The organism is Pantoea phytobeneficialis, from assembly GCF_009728735.1.
GTDB lineage: Bacteria > Pseudomonadota > Gammaproteobacteria > Enterobacterales > Enterobacteriaceae > Pantoea > Pantoea phytobeneficialis.
In genome coordinates this window covers 3,493,281-3,511,038 of record NZ_CP024636.1, presented here as the reverse complement: position 1 = coordinate 3,511,038, position 17,758 = coordinate 3,493,281, and the positions used below count along the sequence as shown (strand labels likewise).

The following is a 17,758-nucleotide window of genomic DNA, read 5'->3' as shown; positions in this document are numbered from 1 at the left end:
TCTTACGGTTTAGGGATCAGGCAGACAGCCAGGCGAACTCATGGAAGCGATAGCCCATCATCATGCCTGACGGCCAGGCTTCCACCCCTTTCACCTTCTTGCTGTAACCATCGGTTGAGCTGATAAAGGTCGGGATGATGGTGCCGCAGTGGTCATAAATCAGCGTCTGCATATCGCCATACATCTGCTTGCGTTTCGCCTGGTCACGTTCGCCACGGGCTGCCACCACCAGTTGGTCAAACTGATCGTTCTTCCAGCCGGATTCGTTATTGGAGGCGCTGGAGAGATAGAACTGTGAGAACAGCATATCCAGCGTTGGACGCGGGTTGATCGAGCCATAACCGACCGGGTCTTTGGTCCAGTGGGTGGACCAGTAGCCGTCGTACGGCACGCGGCGTACTTTAAAGTTCACGCCGGTGTTGCGTGCCACCTGCTGAATCAACTGACCGCCTTCCACTGCGCCTTCAATGTTAGGCGTGGTGATGATCTCGACGTTGGCTCCAACCATTCCGGCTTTTTTGAAGTGGAATTTGGCTTTTTCCACATCCAGCGGACGCGGCTTGAGATCGGCGTTGTAGAACGGATGCCACGGCGGTACTGGGGTATCGTTCGCCACATCGCCGTAGCCCTGCAACACGGTTTTCACCACCATCTCACGCGGTTGCAGGTACTTCATGCCGAGCACGAAGTCTTCGTTGCTGCCCGGTTTCATGTCGGTACGCACAATCAGGTTGGTGTACATGCCGGATTTGCTCTCCAGCACGGCGAAATCGGAGGTGGCTTTGATGCGTTTGCAGTCGGCAGCGCCCAGGGTGGAGATGATGTGCAGATCGCCAGACATCAGGGCATTGACGCGTGCAGCCTGGTCGGTGACGCCCAACAGTTCCACTTCGTCGAGGTGCGGCAGACCCGGCTTGAAGTAATTCGGGTTCTTCACCCCAACTGAACGCACGCCAGGGGTAAACTCTTTCAGTTTGAACGGGCCAGTGCCGATGCCTTTGCTGAAATCTTTGGTGCCATCCTGCACGATCAGGAACGGCGCGGCCGCCAGCATATAAGGCACGTCAAAGTTGGCCTGGCTCAGCACCAGCTGTACTTCGTTGTCATTGACGGCGGTGAAGGTCTTAAACTGATCCGCCAGCTTGAAGGCGTTAGAGGCTACCGCCGGATCTTTATGGCGGCTCAGGGAGTAAATCACGTCTTTCGCCGTCAGCGGTTTGCCGTCGTGGAAGGTGACGCCCTTGCGCAGTTTGATCTGCCAGGTCACACCATCGCCTGACTCCACCGATTCGGCCAGTGCGGGGTGCACTTGCAGGTTTTTATCCAGCTCGGTCAGGCCGCTGTAAAACATAAACTGACGGGTGTAATCGCCGCTGTTGTTGCCTTTAGCGGGGTCGAGGGTATCGGTAGCCGAGGCGTTAGACATCGCCGCGCGCAGTTTCCCCCCTTTAACCGGCGTTTCCGCCGCAAAACCCATTTCCGGAAAACCGATCAGACCGGTGCTCATCACCGCACCGGCGGACAACAACTTCATCAGGCTACGACGGGACAGCGACCCTTCGGTCAGTGCGCGCGTCAGGGCCGGATTTACAGCGTCAGATTCTTTCTTAAATTTACTCATCTGCACACCCTCAATATGAAATGTTGTTTAATTCGATCATCGTCACTGAAAGCCCGCACCTCGCGGCATTGCGCAATAAATTGCGCCGCTACAGATGGGTGCAGGCTTTTACGCATTGCGCAATAAATTGCGCCGCTACAGTTGGTGCCATGCTTTGTAGCTGCGCGATTTATCGCGCCAGACGATCAGGAGAGCCGGTCCTTAGCTTTGTAATACAAGCCCGCAAGAGGCAAAAACCAGGGTTTCCCGTGGTAACCGGGCAACGCAGGCCAGGCCTCACGCTGCCACGGGTTGTCGTTGCTTTTTTCTGCCAGTACATCGGCCATCACCCGCCCCATCCAGGTTGACATTTGCGTGCCATGCCCGCTGTAGCCGAGGGAATAGAACACGCCGTCGTGCTCACCGGCACGCGGCAGCCGGTCGGCGGTCATATCGACCATGCCGCCCCAGCAGTAATCAATGCGCGCTTGCCCTAACTGCGGGAACAACGCGGTCATCGCGGCGCGTAATACCTCGCCGCTGCGCGAATCCGAGGTCGGATTGCTGACGGCAAAACGGGCGCGGCCACCAAACACCAGACGACGATCCGCCGTGGTGCGGAAGTAGTTACCGATATTCAGCGAGGTGACATAGGTACGATCTTTTGGCAGTACCTGGCTGAGCAACGCATCGCCCAGCGGTTCCGTCACCACGATAAAGCTGCCGACTGGCACAATACGGCGCTGGAACCACGGGAACGGACCTTCATTGGACACACCAGTCGCCATCAGCACTTTGTCTGCCACAATCTCGCCTTTAGCGGTAGTGACGCGATGACGGTAGCCGTCAAGACGCGTCAACCCGGTCACCGCATGGTGCGGGAAAATCTTCGCCCCGCTGCGTGCCGCGGCTTCCGCCAGACCGACACCAAATTTCCCCATATGCATCTGACCGCCACGTTTTTGCAGCAGGCCACCGTGAAAGGCATCGCTGCCCACTTCCCGGCGGATCTCATCTTTGCTAATCAGCTCGATTTCCGGATCCACGGTATCGCGCATCAACTGCCAGGCGCTGCGTAAGCCGGGAAAGTGCGTGGCTTTGCTGGCGAGTTTCAACTTGCCGCACAGACGGAAATCGCAATCGATCTGTTCTTCCCGCACCAGTTGCTCGACGTAGCTCACGGCACCGTCAAACGCACGGTAGAAGCGGCTGGCCTGCTCCAGTCCCTGGCTGGCAACCAGCGAGGCAAAGTTTTGCGATACGCCGGTATTGCAGTGACCACCGTTGCGCGCCGAGGCCTGACTCATGATGTCGCCGCTCTCCAGCAGCACCACATCAATGCCGCTGCGTGCCAGGTTGAGCGCCGCCGAGACGCCGGTGAACCCGCCGCCGATCACCACCACCGAGGCGGTCGCGGGCAGCGCACCCGTTGCTGCGCCACGGAATTGCGGTGCGGTCGCCTGCCAGAAAGATTCGAGTTTCATTGCGCTGCCCTCCGGGCTTAGAGTCCAACCACAGCGGGCAGACCGCCGATATCTTTGATCTCGGTGTAGCCGTAAGCCGGGTTAGCCGGATCGTGACCACGGTTGACCCACACTTTGTTGGTGATGCCCATGTCATGGCAGGTCATCAGGTCATAACGCAGGCTGGAGGAGACGTGCAGGATCTCGTCCGGACGGCAATCGAGTTTTTCCAGCATGTATTCGAAGCCCTTCATCTGCGGCTTGTAGGCACCGACTTCTTCTGCGGTGATCGCCATATGGATGGGCGCACCGAGACGCGGAATGTGGTGCGGCAGCAGGTCTTTCATCGAGTTGGAGAGCAGCACCAGCGGAAACTCCTGTGCCACTTTTGCCAGACCAGCCGGGACGTCGGGATGCGGTCCCCAGGTGGCGCAGTCGGTGTAGATAAAGTCGCTGTCGGCCTTGTCCCACTGCACACCCCATTTTTTGCAGGTACGTTGCAGCGCATTGCTCACCACGTCGTAATACGGCTTCCACGCACCCAGCACTTCATCCATGCGATAACGGGCGAAATCGGTGGTGAAGGCCTGCATCGCTTCTGGCGCGACGCGCGCTTTGAAGCAACGCTCAGCCGCACCGGCCATATCGAAGTTGATCAGGGTGCCGTAGCAATCAAAGGTGATGTATTTCGGTTTAAACAGTGCCATGACGCGACCTCGTCGTTGTCTGATACGGAAATTAAAAATCGATTAATACGCTTTTCTGACGCTGACAGGCCTGAAATGCCTGACGCCCCAGATCTTTGCCAATGCCGGAGCCAAGGAAGCCGCCGGTGGGGATAATAAAATCGCCGGAACGGCCATAGCGGTTGATCCACACGGTGCCGGATTCAATCGCCCGCATGGCCCGCATGGCGCGTGGCAGGCTCAGGGTATGCACCCCAGCGCACAGGCCGTAGGTTTCATGCGCCGCCAGCTGTAGCCCTTCTTCTTCGTCATCAAATTCCTGCACGGTGAGCACTGGGCCAAAAATTTCCTGCTGCACCGCCGGATTGTTCGGTGCCACACCGCACAGCAAGGTGGGTTGCCAGAACCAGCCGTCTTCGGTGTCAGCAAAACGTTCACCGCCCACCAGCACCTCCGCCCCTTCGGCTTTGGCCGCTGCAATCACGGAGGCGACTTTTTTCCCCTGACGGTCATCAATCAGCGGTGCATAGCGGCTGTCATCCTGCCAGGTCACGCCCGGACGCGGTTGCTGACACAGCGCCACCAGACGATCCAGCAACGGCTGAGCGATACCCCGTTGCACAATCAGGCGTGTACCGGCCACGCAGGCCTGGCCGCCGTTGGCGGTAAAGCCGCGTAAAATACGTTGCGCCAGTACGTCAATATCGCCCGCATCGTCGAACACCAGTTGCGGGCTTTTGCCACCCAACTCGAGGGTCACTGGCTTCATACCATGCTGCGCCGCATCACTCATGATGCGAGCACCCGTGATGGTGGAACCGGTAAAGGAGACTTTGCGTACCAGAGGATGTGTGACCAGCGCGCTGCCGGTGACGGCCCCGCTGCCCTGCACGATGTTGAGGATGCCTGCCGGTAAGCCCGCCTGCACCGCCAGTTCGGCCATGCGCACGGTGGAGAACGGCGTCAGCTCTGAAGGTTTCAGCACCACGGCATTTCCTGCCGCCAGCGCCGGGCCACATTTCCATGACGCCATCGACAGCGGGAAATTCCACGGCGTGATGGCACCGATCACGCCATAAGGTTCGGAGATCAGCATCCCGAGGCTGCGCTCTTGGGTCGGGAACAGGTCACCGCTGTATTTGTCGGCGCACTCCGCGTAGAAACGGATGGCTTCAGCAGTGAACGGAATTTCGTGCTGCACCACATCGCTGATTGGCCGGGTGGAGCCGAGCGCTTCCAGTTGCGCCAACAGCAGATCGCTCTCAATCAGATCGGCCCAGCGGCGTAACACCTTGCCACGTTCGCGCGGTGGGCAGCTACGCCAGCCACTGACGGTCAGGGCGCGATGCGCAATCGTGACCGCACGATCCACGTCCTCTGCCGTAGCTTCGCTCAGGGTGGCATAGACTTTGCCATCTGACGGACGCTTCACCGCAAAAGACGCGCCCTGCGTATGTTGGTGCTGGCCATCAATATAATGTCCGGCAGGTAATAAAACTTTTTCAGGGTCGAAACTTAACATGGAAAAATCCTTATTTGTTACACCCGTCATTAGCGTGCTAATTAAACTTTCTCGCCGCACTTATGTGGGCTGTTAATAAGCTAATGCAGAAAGTATGCCAGCCCGACAAAAAATTATAATGCGTAAAAAACAGCCCAAAAAAATTTTCTGCCGTATTGGTGAGGGAAATTTTGCGGAATTGCCGAAGCTTTAAACAGATGATTTAGCTCACAAATTATGCGCATCTCTTTGGTGCACTGCGCATGAAACTTGCACTAAAACGGCGAATAGCCGGAAAAACATGACATTGCGCACAAAATAAAAAAACGCCTGTTACCGGAAGTAACAGGCGTTGAGCTGACCGTTTGTTAATTTCTAATCAGAGACTGCCAATATGAAAAGTTTTCTGCTCCAGATACTCTTCAATTCCGTAACGAGAACCTTCACGCCCTAATCCGGATAATTTAATTCCGCCGAAAGGTGCCGCATCTAATGAAATCGCGCCGGTATTAAATCCTACCATGCCAAATTCCAGCGACTCGGCAACACGCCAGGCGCGGCGAATATTTTCGGTGAAGAAATAAGCACCCAACCCATAAGGCGTATCATTCGCCATAGCGATTGCTTCCTGCTCGTCGTCAAACATAAACAGCGGCGCTACCGGGCCAAAGGTTTCTTCATGAGCAATACGCATCTTGTTGGTCACATTGCCTAACACCGTCGGCTGCACAAAGGTGCCGTTGGGCTGGCTGATACCGCCACTGAGCAGCGTGGCCCCCTGGCTAAGCGCATCATCAATATGGCTGTTCACCTTCTCGACGGCGCGATCGTTGATCAACGGGCCGATGGTACTTTGCGCATCAAAACCGTCTCCGACTTTCAGGGTCGCCACGGCATCCAACAAGCGCGCGCTAAAGCGTTCATAGATGCCGCGTTGAACCAGAATGCGGTTGGCGCACACGCAGGTCTGTCCGGCATTGCGGAACTTACTCGCCATCACTCCGGCCACCGCGATGTCTAAATCAGCATCATCAAAGATGATCAGCGGCGCGTTACCACCCAGTTCGAGACTCAGGCGTTTGATGCTGTCGGCACTTTGCTGCATCAGCAATTGCCCGACGCGGGTAGAGCCGGTAAAGGAGATTTTGCGCACCGTGCGGCTGGCAGTCAGCGTGCTGCCGATTTCAGTTGGCAGTCCGGTCAACACCTGAAGTGCCCCACTCGGGAATCCGGCGCGCTCCGCCAGTACCGCCAGTGCCAGCGCCGAAAGCGGTGTCAGTTCGGAAGGTTTCACGATAATCGGGCAACCTGCGGCCAGCGCCGGGGCCACTTTGCGGGTGATCATCGCAATCGGGAAGTTCCACGGCGTAATCGCCGCCGCCACCCCGACTGGCTGCTTCAGCACCAGAATGCGGCGATCTTCGCTGGGGGCCGGGATGGTGTCGCCATAGATACGCCGCGCCTCTTCGGCAAACCATTTGACAAAGCTGGCACCGTACAACACTTCGCCTTTGGCTTCGGCCAGCGGTTTGCCCTGCTCAGCGGTCATGATGATGGCCAGGTCATCGGCGTTGTCCAGAATCAGCTGATGCCACTTTTCCAGCAGCGCCGCACGGGTCGCGTTCGGGGTCTTGCCCCAGCTGATACGCACTGACTCGGCATAATCTATCGCCTGCTCGGTTTCGGCGGCACCCAATGCCGGAATGGTGGCCAGCGTTTCCTGGGTTGCAGGATCAATCACCGGCAGCGTTGCCCCTGCCAGCGCATCCTGCCAGCGACCGCCAAATAACGCCTGCTGGCGCAGTAATTCCGCATCTTTCAGTTGAATACGCGACATGCTTTTCCCCTGTGTCTGTGTCATTTCACTGTAACGCGGCGGCACAGCGCAGGATGTTTTTCTGCGACGGGGAAATAACACAGGTACGCGTTTTGCGACGGGAAAAGAAATTTTATGCTGTGCGGCCCGGATGGGCCGCGCAGGGGGGATTAGATCTGGAAATCGATTGCCGGTTCGTCGCCGGTTTCGTAGGAGAGCGCCTGACGTTTGATCTCTTCCAGCGACAGGTTGGCGTTACACAGTTCGAGGAACTGCCAGACATAGTTACGTTGCAGCTGGCCGCGCTTCAGGCCGAGCCATACGGTGTTGGCATCGAACAGATGATGTGCATCGATTTTCACCAGGTCTTCGCCATCATAGATGTCGCAAGCCTGGTCAGCGAGAATACCGACGCCCAGCCCCAGTTCGACATAGGTTTTCACCACATCAGAATCCTGTGCGCTGAGCACGATGTCTGGCTTTAATCCGGCGGCCTGGAAGGCCCGGTCAACACGCGAACGGCCAGTGATGCCCTGCCGATAGGTGATCAGCGGATAACGATTTAGTTGTCCCAGCGACACCGGCTCGCTCTGCAACAATTCATGATCGTGCGGCACCAGCAGCGAGTGATGCCAGCTAAACCACGGAAAAGCCGCCAGACTGGCGTTGTTCACCAGTTGCTCACTGGCGATGCCGATATCCGCTTCACCCGCCAGCAACATCGCCACAATTTCCTGCGGCGATCCCTGGTTCAGCTCCAGCCGCACATTGGGATAGAGTTGACGAAACGCTTTAATCACCCGTGGCAGGCTATAACGCGCCTGCGTGTGGGTGGTGGCGATGGTCAGCACCCCGCTGGTTTCATTGGTAAACACATCCGCGAGGCGGCGCACTTTACCCGCTTCATCGAGGATGCGTTCAGCAATGGTCAGCAATGCTTTGCCGGGTTCCGTCATCCCCAGCAGACGTTTGCCACGGCGGATGAAAATTTCAACGCCCAGCTCATCTTCCAAATCGCGTATATGGCGACTTACCCCGGATTGTGAGGTAAAGAGCGTATTGGCGACCTCTGTCAGGTTGAACTCGCAACGGGCTGCTTCGCGTATAATTTTAAGTTGCTGGAAATTCACACCCTTTTCTCCTGATTCCTGCCCTGTTTCTTCCATGTTATGAAGTTGCTGGCAGCACAACAAATAATTAAAAACGGTTTGTTATGCGGAATAGTAATAAGGGGATTGGAGGGAGACAGGTTGGTTCAAGAAGGTTCCACCCACCCACCGCCTGAAAGCCTGCTGCTTGCTTAATTGCGCGATCAATCGCGCCGCTACAAATGGCAGCACATTACTCGTAGCGGCGCGCTTGATCGCGCAGGCAGCAATGATGATATGACAGCGAAGTTAACGTCGTGCAGCGGTGAAAGGCGGTGTTGAATTGTAGCGGCGCGATTGATCGCGCAAAAAAAGAGGCTGGCGCAAGGCCTGGGATTGCAAAGGGTGCGGCCAGGCACCCTTTGCTCGGTCGCCGCACCGGCGAACTGCAACTACATCAGCCCAAGGCGAACGAAACCGGCACGAATCCAGCCGCTATCAGCTCACCAGCATCAGTTCACGATCTTCCACCATCGGCTTGTTCAGCAGCGACAGCAGGATATTCTTCACCGCCTGAGCCGACGGAGAGAGTGGCAGGCGCGCCGACACGTTCAGCGACAGCGGCAGGTTCAGAGATGGGCTATTGATACGCGCCATCCACGCATGAGTGGAACTCACCAACGCACGCGCCGCAGATTCCGGCAGCACGGTCACACCCATCCCGCTGGATACCGCTGCGGTCAGCGTCGAAATCGATTCGATTTCACCAATAATACGTGCACTCAGGCGACGCAGGGAGAAGGCTTCATCCACGCGTTTACGCACGGCGCTGTAGTCGCGTGGCAGGAACAGATTCATCTGTGCCACATCGGCCAAATCAACAGTTGCTCCCGGACAGTCAGTAGCACCGACCAGGTAGAGTTCTTCTTTCATCAGCGGAATGCTGTTGATGCCCGCAGTCGGTGCACGGTCATACAGCACCGCCATATCCAACTGACCGTTCATCACTTTTTCATTCAGCGACGTACCGCTGTTCTCGTGCAGATACACCAGCACATCCGGGTACTGCTCGCGGACGGTTTGCAGCAGCGGCATGGTCAGCGACGACGCTGCGGTTCCCGGCGCCAGACCAATCGAAACCTGACCATTCAGCGCCTGACCAGCATTGATCACCGCCGTCTGTGCCTGTTCACACTGGCGCAGGATGGTGCGAGCGTGGGCATAAAGAATTTTACCGGCTTCCGTCGGCGTCACACCACGCTTGGTGCGGATCAGCAGTTGCTGATCAAGTTCATTCTCCAGCGTAGCAACCTGCTGGCTAAGCGCGGGCTGCGCAATATGCAACACTTCTGCTGCCTGAGTCAGGCTGCCGATATCGACGATTTTTACAAAGTATTTCAGTCGTCTTAAGTTCATTTTGCCTCCGTAACGGATCCCCGAATGCCCAATTATAATTGGAGCTCTTAGCCTGCTGGCTTGTGTCATAAAGATTGCAATATGCAGGCCAGGTTTTATCAGTTCACAAAAAAGCTTTACCAGATTTTTCCTAACGGCGCGGAAAATAAGCGTTTCTGATTACCCCATAAGGGTTAATAAGCGCAGGGCATGGCACGGATTGTTGAAAGATTGCGCTGAATGCACCATTACGGTGCAGAAAATGCGAGGCAGATGTGCAAAAAAGTGATGACCCGACGTGCACCATTGGTGCAGGTCGGGTCATGGATATCACGCAACTACGCGTGGAGACTGGATTTCCTGGTACTGGCGCACAGGCTACCGTGCAAGGCAGTAGCCTGATTTACTCAGAAGGTCATTAGCGTTTCTTACGGTTACGATGCATGTCGATGGACACTGCCGCAACGATGATGATCCCTTTAATAATGTCTTGCACGTAGGCGTCCACACCGACGAAGGTAAAGCCACTTTTAATCAGACCGAGGATCACCGCACCGATCAGGGTGCCGGTAATACGTCCCACCCCCCCCATCAGGCTGCTACCGCCGATAACGGCTGCGGCGATGGCATCCAGTTCGTAAGCAAGGCCCATACTGGATTGCCCACTGCTGACGCGCGCCGCCAGTACCACCCCGGCCAGGCCAGAAAGTGCCCCGGCAATGGTGTAGACGATGATCAGGTACTTATTCACGTTGATGCCTGACACTTTGGCGGAAGTCATGTTGCCGCCAATCGCGTAGACATATTTGCCGTAGCGGGTATGTTTCAGCGCGATATGGAACAGGAACGCTACCACCAGGAAGATGATAACCGGCATTGCGCCCTGGCCAATTGAGGTAAAGCCATCCGACAGGAAACTGATTGGGTTGCCCTGGGTGTAGTACTGCGCCAGACCACGAGCAGACACCATCATCCCGAGCGTAGCAATAAACGGCGGGATACCTGTGCGGGTAATCAGCACCCCGTTGACCAGACCACACAGCAGCCCTACCCCAATCCCCGCGACAATCGGAATCGCAGCAGGCAGGTTCACCAGCGAAGGATACATCGGCGACAGGCTATCGGAGGTTTGCGCCAGACTGGCCGCCACCACCGCCGTCAGGGCGATTACCGACCCTGAGGAGAGGTCGATACCGGTGGTAATGATGACCTGAGTCACCCCAACCGCGATGATACCGATAATCGCCACCTGCAATACAATCAGGACCAGACGGTTAGTGTTCAGCAGGAAGGATTGGTCACGCACATACCAACCCGCAATTTCGAAAATCAGGGCAATGCCCAGCATAACAACAAAAATACCGGTGTCTTTGGGCAGCTTGTGACGCAAGTTGCCGAAAAACGAAGTCTGCTCGGTGGCCTGGGAGGCCGTCACTTTCATGTTGCTCATGGTTGTCTCACGCCTCACTCGGATGCCAGCGACAAAATGGTTTCCTGGTCGGCCTCTTCTTTATTGAGGATGCCGGTTATACGTCCTGCGTGCATCACCATCACGCGGTCACTCATGCCGAGGATTTCCGGCAATTCTGACGACACCATAATGATGGCGACGCCACGGTTAGCCAGTTCACTGATCAGACGATAGATCTCTGCTTTGGCGCCTACGTCGATACCACGCGTCGGTTCGTCAAGGATCAGGATCTTCGGCTGCGCCAGCAGCCAGCGGGCAATCAGCACCTTCTGTTGATTCCCCCCGCTGAGGTTATTGATAATTTGGTCCATCGTCGGCGTTTTAATGTTCAGCTTACGGATCTGCTCCATGCAGTCCTGCGCCATTTTCATATGACTGACGAAGCCGCTTTTTCCGATGTAATCCGGCATGTTGACGATGCTCATGTTCTCCAGCACCGACAACACCAGGAACAACCCGGACTTTTTACGGTCTTCCGTCAGGAACGCCATGCCTTTTTCAATTGCAGTGGACGGTGAGTCGATCTTCACCGGAACGCCGTCAATCAGCACTTCGCCGCTGTCGAAACTCTCCATACCAAACAGGCTTTCCATCACTTCACTGCGTCCGGCCCCCACCAGCCCGGCAACGCCGAGGATTTCGCCTTTACGCAGGGTAAAATTGACATCCTGAAAGCGACCTTTGCTGTTGAGGTTACGTACCGTCAACACTTCTTCACCGATGGCGTTATTGAATTTCGGGAACAACTGGGTGAGTTCACGGCCTACCATCTGCGTAATCAGCGACTGACGGGTAAACTGCGTGGTGCTGTTGCTGCCCACCCAGGCACCGTCACGGAAGATGCTGATTTCGTCAGTGATAGAGAAGATCTCATCCATTTTGTGGCTGATATAGATGATGGCTTTGCCCTGCTCACGCAGGTCACGAATAATGGTGAACAGATGCGAGACTTCGGTTTCTGTCAGTGCCGAGGTTGGCTCGTCCATAATGACGATGTCTGAGTTCCACGACACCGCTTTGGCGATTTCCACCATCTGCTGCGCTGCGATGCTCAGTTCACCGACCATACGCTCGGCTTTGAGACGGATATTCAGTTTGTTCAGCAGTTCTTGCGTCTGCCGGTTAAGCAACGCGTGATCGACAAAGCCGTATTTCATCGGTTCGCGACCCAACCAGATGTTTTCGGCCACGGTCATATGAGGCACCAGATTCAGTTCCTGGTGGATCATGGAAATCCCGGAACGCAGCGCGTCCATCGTGTCCTGAAACTGCACTGGCTCCCCTTTAATGCGGATGGTGCCCTTATCGGGACGATACATCCCGATAAGGCATTTCATTAAAGTGGATTTGCCCGCGCCATTTTCGCCCATCAGGGCATGTACCGACCCCGGTTTCACTCGCAGTGAGACATTATCGAGTGCCTTCACTCCAGGGAAGAACTTGCTGATGCCTTCGGCTTCAAGCGCAAAAGCGGTCATACATCACCTCCGTACGGCTTTGTCGGGTTCGGTTTATTTCTGGTTCATGCTGGCGAATTTGGTGTAGTTGTCTTTGGTGATCAGCTGGAACGGGATGTCGACGATCTTCTGTACCTTTTCACCGTTGACCAGTTTGATAGCGGTTTGCACAGCACCTTCACCCTGGCCTTTGGCGTCCTGGAACACACTGGCGACCATTTTGCCGTTTTTGATCATCTGCAACGCATCAGGCGTACCATCTACACCAGCAACCAAAATGTGGTTCGGGTTTTTGCCCAGAGCCTGTAAAGCACCGATCGCCATTTCGTCGTTGTTGGAGGCAATAGCCTGGATATCATCCCCCGCAGTCAACCAGTTACTCACCACATCCACCGCATCGTTGCGGGTGAATTTTGCAGTTTGCTTCTGTACCACTTTGATGTTCGGATATTTTGCCACCACCGCTTCAACGCCTTTGGTACGCTCACGGGTTGATTCGTTCGCAAGGTCACCCAACAGGATGGCGACGTTACCTTTACCGTTCATCGCTTTGGCTAATGCTTCCATTTGCAGACGACCTGCCAGTTCGGAGTCGGAACCCACGAAAGCCATTTTGTCGGTGAGTTCGCCCGCCGGTTTACGGTTAACAAAGACCAGCGGGATACCGGCTTTGCTTGCTGCATCAATCACTGGTTTTACCGCATTGGTGTCAACTGGGTTAACAATGATGGCGTCCACGCCCTGCCCGATAAAGTTCTGCACCTGTTGCAGCTGCTGTGCAACGTCGCCCTTAGCGTCTTCCACCTGCCCTTTGATGTTGTCTTTTTGCATCTCTTTTTGCATTGAGGTACGCAGAATGGTCAGAAAGTTGTCATCAAACAACGCCATAGAAACACCAACCTGGAGATCTTTTGCCATTGCAGCGGCAGGTAACATGCAAACTAACAGGGAAGTCACTAACGCTTTTTTAATGTTCATAGGTAACCCTTCTTTATCGTTAACATGCACAGGTTGGCTGATACCTCGAATGAAAAAATTCTTTTACATTCACTCAACGTCACTGGCGTTTTTTATCTGGTTGTAGAGGTAAGGCTTCTGGTTTAACGTTATCGGTTTGCAACAACTCCTTCCTGTAACTTGTTCCTTATCAACAAGTTATTTTCAAAACAGCGTTTCGGGTTGTAAAAGTTGTTCCGCCAGTGATGATAAGCAGTTCATTTATTCCATCTCGATGCCATTTGAAATTTTCATCATAAAAGCACTGAAACGATTGTTTTAAAATCGGCAAATAACAAAACTTTGACACGCATCTAACATCTGCGAGGAATTGCGTTTAAAGTGAGATCTTGCTGGCAGTTTGAATTGTGATCATTCAAGGCAGAAAAACAGCAATCCGCTGCTTTTCCGCGCACTTAAACCAAAAGTGTGCAGGAGGGCTTTGACAACGGGGAGCGGCATCGCTAATATGCGCCTCGTTCCAACGATTCCTCTGTAGTTCAGTCGGTAGAACGGCGGACTGTTAATCCGTATGTCACTGGTTCGAGTCCAGTCAGAGGAGCCATATTTAGAAAAACCCGCTCAGGGAAACCTGAGCGGGTTTTTTGCTTTCTGGTAAATGTTCACAACCAGAATGCGCGATAAATCGCGCCGCTACGGATGCGCGCTTTGGCACTGCGTTGCTGAATACCGCAGGCTTGGTAGCGGCGTGATTTATCACGCCTGTCAGTTTATGTGCGATGTCACAGCATAAAACCGTAATGAGAACCGTCCGGCAACTCAACATCAACACGCAGCTTGCCACCTGCGGCTTCAACATAACGTTTCAATGTGGACAGCTTGACATCACGTCCCGGCTTCTCCATTTCGGCTACGGTCGGCTGCTTCACGCCAAGAGAAGTCGCCATCTCCACCTGAGTTTTATCCACCTTCTCACGCAGTTCTGCGAGATGGATATTCAGTAGCGTCTCGGTGGCCATCTTTTCCGCCCTGGCTACGACTGAGGGTTTTTCATCAGCCAGTAGTTGTTCCAGCGTACGACCCATACATTACTCCTTCTCTGTCAGTTGCTGGAGATGCTCGGTCAGTAGTCTGTCGGCTAAAGGGATCATCTCGTGATAGAAGTGTTTTTCTTTACCCACCTTATTGCCTGGGCACAGCAAAATAGCGGTTCGCCGGGGATCAAAGGGAAAGAAAGCACTCAGCGGCTCCCCAGCAGACTGGATACGCAGCACCATTAAGGCAGCTAACACGCGTGCACGATCGTTGTCGTCTAATCCACTAACCACACAGAACCTCCTTGTAATATAGGTTAAATGTTATATAGGTGAAAACCTATCGGCGGAATTATGCACAAACGTTGAGGTGAGGCAATAGGACGTTAGTGAAACAGGAGGGAGACTTCGGAGAATTTGATGTAATTAGGGAAGATTTGCATGAAAGTTGGATGTGAGACTGTGGAAAGAGATGGGGTGAGGTTGTCGGAAAGATAAGGCCGGAAGGATCATTTAGACCCCTACGGCTTTTAATAAATATAGAAAATTTATCTATTACGATGTTTTCAATACTATCGGATTGAAAACTGAGAGTGTTTTTCTATCCCTATTAATGCCACATGGAATACAGCCTTTTTTGAATATTGAAAATATTTCCTCCAGCATTGTTCCCTCTTGATAACCCTTCAGATATCTTTGAGTTGCCACCATATTAAGCATATGAATAGCCTCATCACCTACTTCATTAACAAACAAATCATAATCATCATTATCTGCTAATCCGTTTTTCTTCCTCAGTAAAAATGCCTTTCTCTTGCGAATATTATCCTTGAGAGCATCACTCTTTAATTTTTTTGAATTATCCATTATATCCTTTTGAGAGTTCTTGTAATCTTTGTCGAGAATCAAATCAGATATTAATGTTGAAAAAAAATCACTCCAATTCAGGTATGATTCATCCAAGTTTTGTTCAAAAAGCAATTCTCTGGCTTTTTTTGGATCCGCAATAACATCGTAATTACCAAGGGGGTCGTTTGTACCCGAAAGAAAAAGTGCGTCATTAACAAAAACTACTGGTTCCATATACTCATCAGATTGAATATTCATATAATCACCCAAATATACCTGACCACAAATTATATACTCTCTGCCTGCCAACCTGCTCAATATCTCGACCAAAAATGTCCGAGTTATACATATCTTTTGATCTTATTGGCACTCCATCTTGCATCCCGCGACGAGCCGTATCCTGGATGGCACTAACCTGTTTAGATATATTAGCAGGAGATTGGTTGATATTAATTTTATCAAGCGCATCTTTAACAGCATCAGTATATCCATGATGATTCCCCTGATGTCTTGACATAGCACTTTTTGCATCATCCACTTTCCTGAGAAATATACCATTAGAAGCATCATCAATGTAGTAGTTTATCTTCTTCAAGGCAGGGTGATTGGCTAATTCTTTCGGTATAATATGGTGCGCCTGATAACCTTTCCAGGTTGTAGAACGTGGAAGGCCCATAGACTCCATCATATTTCTACCGAGTCGAGTAGAACATCCTTCTAATCCTAAAGGATCTATCCACGTTAGAGGGTCCAACACATAGGCTGAGACATTCAACCCACCCATCAACCCTATCGGGTCCAACTGGTTGTAACGCCCGCCGCACGGGTCATAGTACCGGAAAGTGTTATAGTGCAGACCGGTTTCGCGGTCAAGATACTGCCCCTGGAAGCGCAGGTTCTGCGGCACATCCCAGTCAATGCCGGTGCGTTCCCGTGTGGTGCGTCCCCAGGCGGAAAACACCCCCTGCCAGACAGTGTCACCGCAATTATTTGTCACCCGATCCGGCAACCCATTGATCTCGGTGTGATACCAGTAAATCTAGGCGTGCTGCTGATAATTGCCGACGCACGAACTGGGTACTGGGTACTGGGTACTGGGTACTGGGTACTGGGTACTGGGTACTGGGTTAACATACTGTACCGTTGCTGCTGAAGCTTATGGATTTATCGTGGCAATTAACGGTCAAAAAAAGCCGGAAGGATCATTCAGATCGCTTCCGGCTTTTTTATTAATCTAAGATGTCATCGTTTTCGAGATAATGAAAATCCACATCCAGTAAATCGTCTTTGCTTTATCCCGGATGACACTCTAATTTATTCCCCATTATAGCTTTCAAAAAATTCACTTCTTAAAATATTTTATCAATTTCTTCGAAGTCCATTTCTTTGCTTTCATTCTCTGCTACGTAATAACGCCCTATCGGGGCGTACAAGTAGATCACGAGGAGAATAAGAAAAGATTAGCTCAGACTTTAATTATCAACACTAAAAATAAAAACCGAGTTTAGTTGACTATATCAATAGGATTGTAAGCAACAATGGTTCCTTTATTTTTCTTTCCACAAGGGTATAAGCCTTCTCTATAGAGAAGGAATAGTTTCTCAAGGAAACTATTTTCAACGTTCCCCCTAACATATCTTTGCAATGTTACCATCTTTAGTTGGTAGTAAACCTCACCTAAGACATTGAAATAAAAATCATCATAATCTGTATTGCTCTTTTTTAATTTTGACTTTCTGTAAGCAAGTGATAATTTACTTTGATATGATGAAAAATCATCATCTTTAGTGGAAATAAAGTTCTCTGCATCAGAGAACTTTTTATCCAACCTAAAATCACTTACTGCGTTATCGATTACATCCTGCCAAACAACGTAGCCATCAGGTAAGTTTTGACTCTTAGAAATTTCCAAAGAAAATTCCAAATCTTTTATGACTTCAAAATCCAAACTTAGCTCAGCTCCATTGTAACCTGAAAGCAAAGACTCACTGAAAAGAAGATTTATAGGTTGAAGTATAAAATACTCGTCTAAATTTTTCACATTCACCTCTTAATTTAATATGTTATTCCATATTTCTAACGCACGTTGATTCCCTAACACACTGCTATCTCTGGCAAGGTCTGAGGCCCTTATCGGTGTACCTGGATTTGACCCTATATATCCAGACGCCTTTTCTCTCTTACGGTTGTGATAACTTTCTGCGTATATATTCCCGCGGCGAGCGATATCCCAGCGCGCTGTGCGGGTGATGTTCGTTGTAATGACTGAACGCCTCCGCCAGGTTCATCACCGCTACCTGGCTGTCCGGTTTTGGCATCACACTGATGTAATCCCGCTTTATCGTTTTCACGAAGCTTTCTGCTATGCCATTGCTTTCCGGGCTACGAACTGCGGTCGTACATGGCTCAAGCCCCAGCATCCGGGCGAACGCCCGCGTTTC

At 52.5% G+C, this 17,758-nt stretch carries 16 protein-coding genes and 1 tRNA gene; 1 reads left to right on the top strand and 16 read right to left on the bottom strand.

The features are described from left to right. Nucleotides 1–16: 16 nt before the first annotated feature. The 10 genes from CTZ24_RS16180 to CTZ24_RS16135 form a co-directional block, all read right to left on the bottom strand. Nucleotides 17–1,621, bottom strand: a complete 1,605-nt coding sequence (locus CTZ24_RS16180; RefSeq protein ID WP_021182779.1) for an ABC transporter substrate-binding protein — start codon at nt 1,619–1,621, stop codon at nt 17–19. A gap of 185 nt (nt 1,622–1,806) precedes the next feature. Next, nucleotides 1,807–3,084: an NAD(P)/FAD-dependent oxidoreductase gene (locus CTZ24_RS16175; protein ID WP_208724064.1), complete on the bottom strand. Its 1,278-nt coding sequence runs from the start codon at nt 3,082–3,084 to the stop codon at nt 1,807–1,809. 17 nt (nt 3,085–3,101) lie between these two features. Then, nucleotides 3,102–3,770 (bottom strand): haloacid dehalogenase type II, encoded by a 669-nt coding sequence (locus CTZ24_RS16170; protein WP_021182777.1) that lies wholly within the window; start codon nt 3,768–3,770, stop codon nt 3,102–3,104. Nucleotides 3,771–3,801: 31 nt separating this feature from the next. Further along, entirely contained in the window at nt 3,802–5,271 is a 1,470-nt protein-coding gene (locus CTZ24_RS16165; RefSeq protein WP_021182776.1) for an aldehyde dehydrogenase family protein, read from the bottom strand. Nucleotides 5,272–5,629: 358 nt separating this feature from the next. Then, a complete protein-coding gene (locus CTZ24_RS16160) occupies nt 5,630–7,087 on the bottom strand; it encodes an NAD-dependent succinate-semialdehyde dehydrogenase (RefSeq protein WP_208724063.1) in 1,458 nt (485 codons plus the stop codon). Between the two features lie 149 nt (nt 7,088–7,236). Then, complete coding sequence (cbl, locus tag CTZ24_RS16155) at nt 7,237–8,196, bottom strand: HTH-type transcriptional regulator Cbl (RefSeq protein WP_021182774.1); 960 nt, start codon at nt 8,194–8,196, stop codon at nt 7,237–7,239. Between the two features lie 456 nt (nt 8,197–8,652). Continuing rightward, nucleotides 8,653–9,570 (bottom strand): nitrogen assimilation transcriptional regulator NAC, encoded by a 918-nt coding sequence (gene nac / locus CTZ24_RS16150; protein WP_021182773.1) that lies wholly within the window; start codon nt 9,568–9,570, stop codon nt 8,653–8,655. A gap of 397 nt (nt 9,571–9,967) precedes the next feature. Beyond that, nucleotides 9,968–10,990: an ABC transporter permease gene (locus CTZ24_RS16145; protein WP_208725575.1), complete on the bottom strand. Its 1,023-nt coding sequence runs from the start codon at nt 10,988–10,990 to the stop codon at nt 9,968–9,970. A 23-nt stretch (nt 10,991–11,013) separates the two neighbouring features. Next, nucleotides 11,014–12,498, bottom strand: coding sequence for a sugar ABC transporter ATP-binding protein (locus CTZ24_RS16140; protein WP_021182770.1), 1,485 nt, complete (start codon nt 12,496–12,498; stop codon nt 11,014–11,016). A gap of 33 nt (nt 12,499–12,531) precedes the next feature. After that, complete coding sequence (locus CTZ24_RS16135; protein WP_208724062.1) at nt 12,532–13,455, bottom strand: sugar ABC transporter substrate-binding protein; 924 nt, start codon at nt 13,453–13,455, stop codon at nt 12,532–12,534. A 507-nt stretch (nt 13,456–13,962) separates the two neighbouring features. Here CTZ24_RS16135 and CTZ24_RS16130 point away from each other — a divergent pair. After that, nucleotides 13,963–14,038 (top strand) — tRNA-Asn (locus CTZ24_RS16130). Nucleotides 14,039–14,216: 178 nt separating this feature from the next. Here the strand turns inward: CTZ24_RS16130 and proR are convergent. The 6 genes from proR to CTZ24_RS26740 form a co-directional block, all read right to left on the bottom strand. Next, a complete protein-coding gene (gene proR / locus CTZ24_RS16125; RefSeq protein ID WP_208724061.1) occupies nt 14,217–14,519 on the bottom strand; it encodes a transcriptional regulator ProR in 303 nt (100 codons plus the stop codon). A gap of 3 nt (nt 14,520–14,522) precedes the next feature. Next, entirely contained in the window at nt 14,523–14,762 is a 240-nt protein-coding gene (locus CTZ24_RS16120; RefSeq protein WP_437180259.1) for a hypothetical protein, read from the bottom strand. A 261-nt stretch (nt 14,763–15,023) separates the two neighbouring features. Further along, nucleotides 15,024–15,575, bottom strand: a complete 552-nt coding sequence (locus tag CTZ24_RS16115; RefSeq protein WP_208724060.1) for a hypothetical protein — start codon at nt 15,573–15,575, stop codon at nt 15,024–15,026. A gap of 4 nt (nt 15,576–15,579) precedes the next feature. Then, complete coding sequence (locus tag CTZ24_RS16110) at nt 15,580–16,356, bottom strand: AHH domain-containing protein (protein ID WP_208725573.1); 777 nt, start codon at nt 16,354–16,356, stop codon at nt 15,580–15,582. Between the two features lie 465 nt (nt 16,357–16,821). Next, complete coding sequence (locus CTZ24_RS16105) at nt 16,822–17,358, bottom strand: hypothetical protein (RefSeq protein WP_208724059.1); 537 nt, start codon at nt 17,356–17,358, stop codon at nt 16,822–16,824. A gap of 139 nt (nt 17,359–17,497) precedes the next feature. After that, a partial coding sequence (locus tag CTZ24_RS26740; protein ID WP_208723573.1) for an integrase core domain-containing protein occupies nt 17,498–17,758 on the bottom strand: 261 nt, incomplete at its 5' end.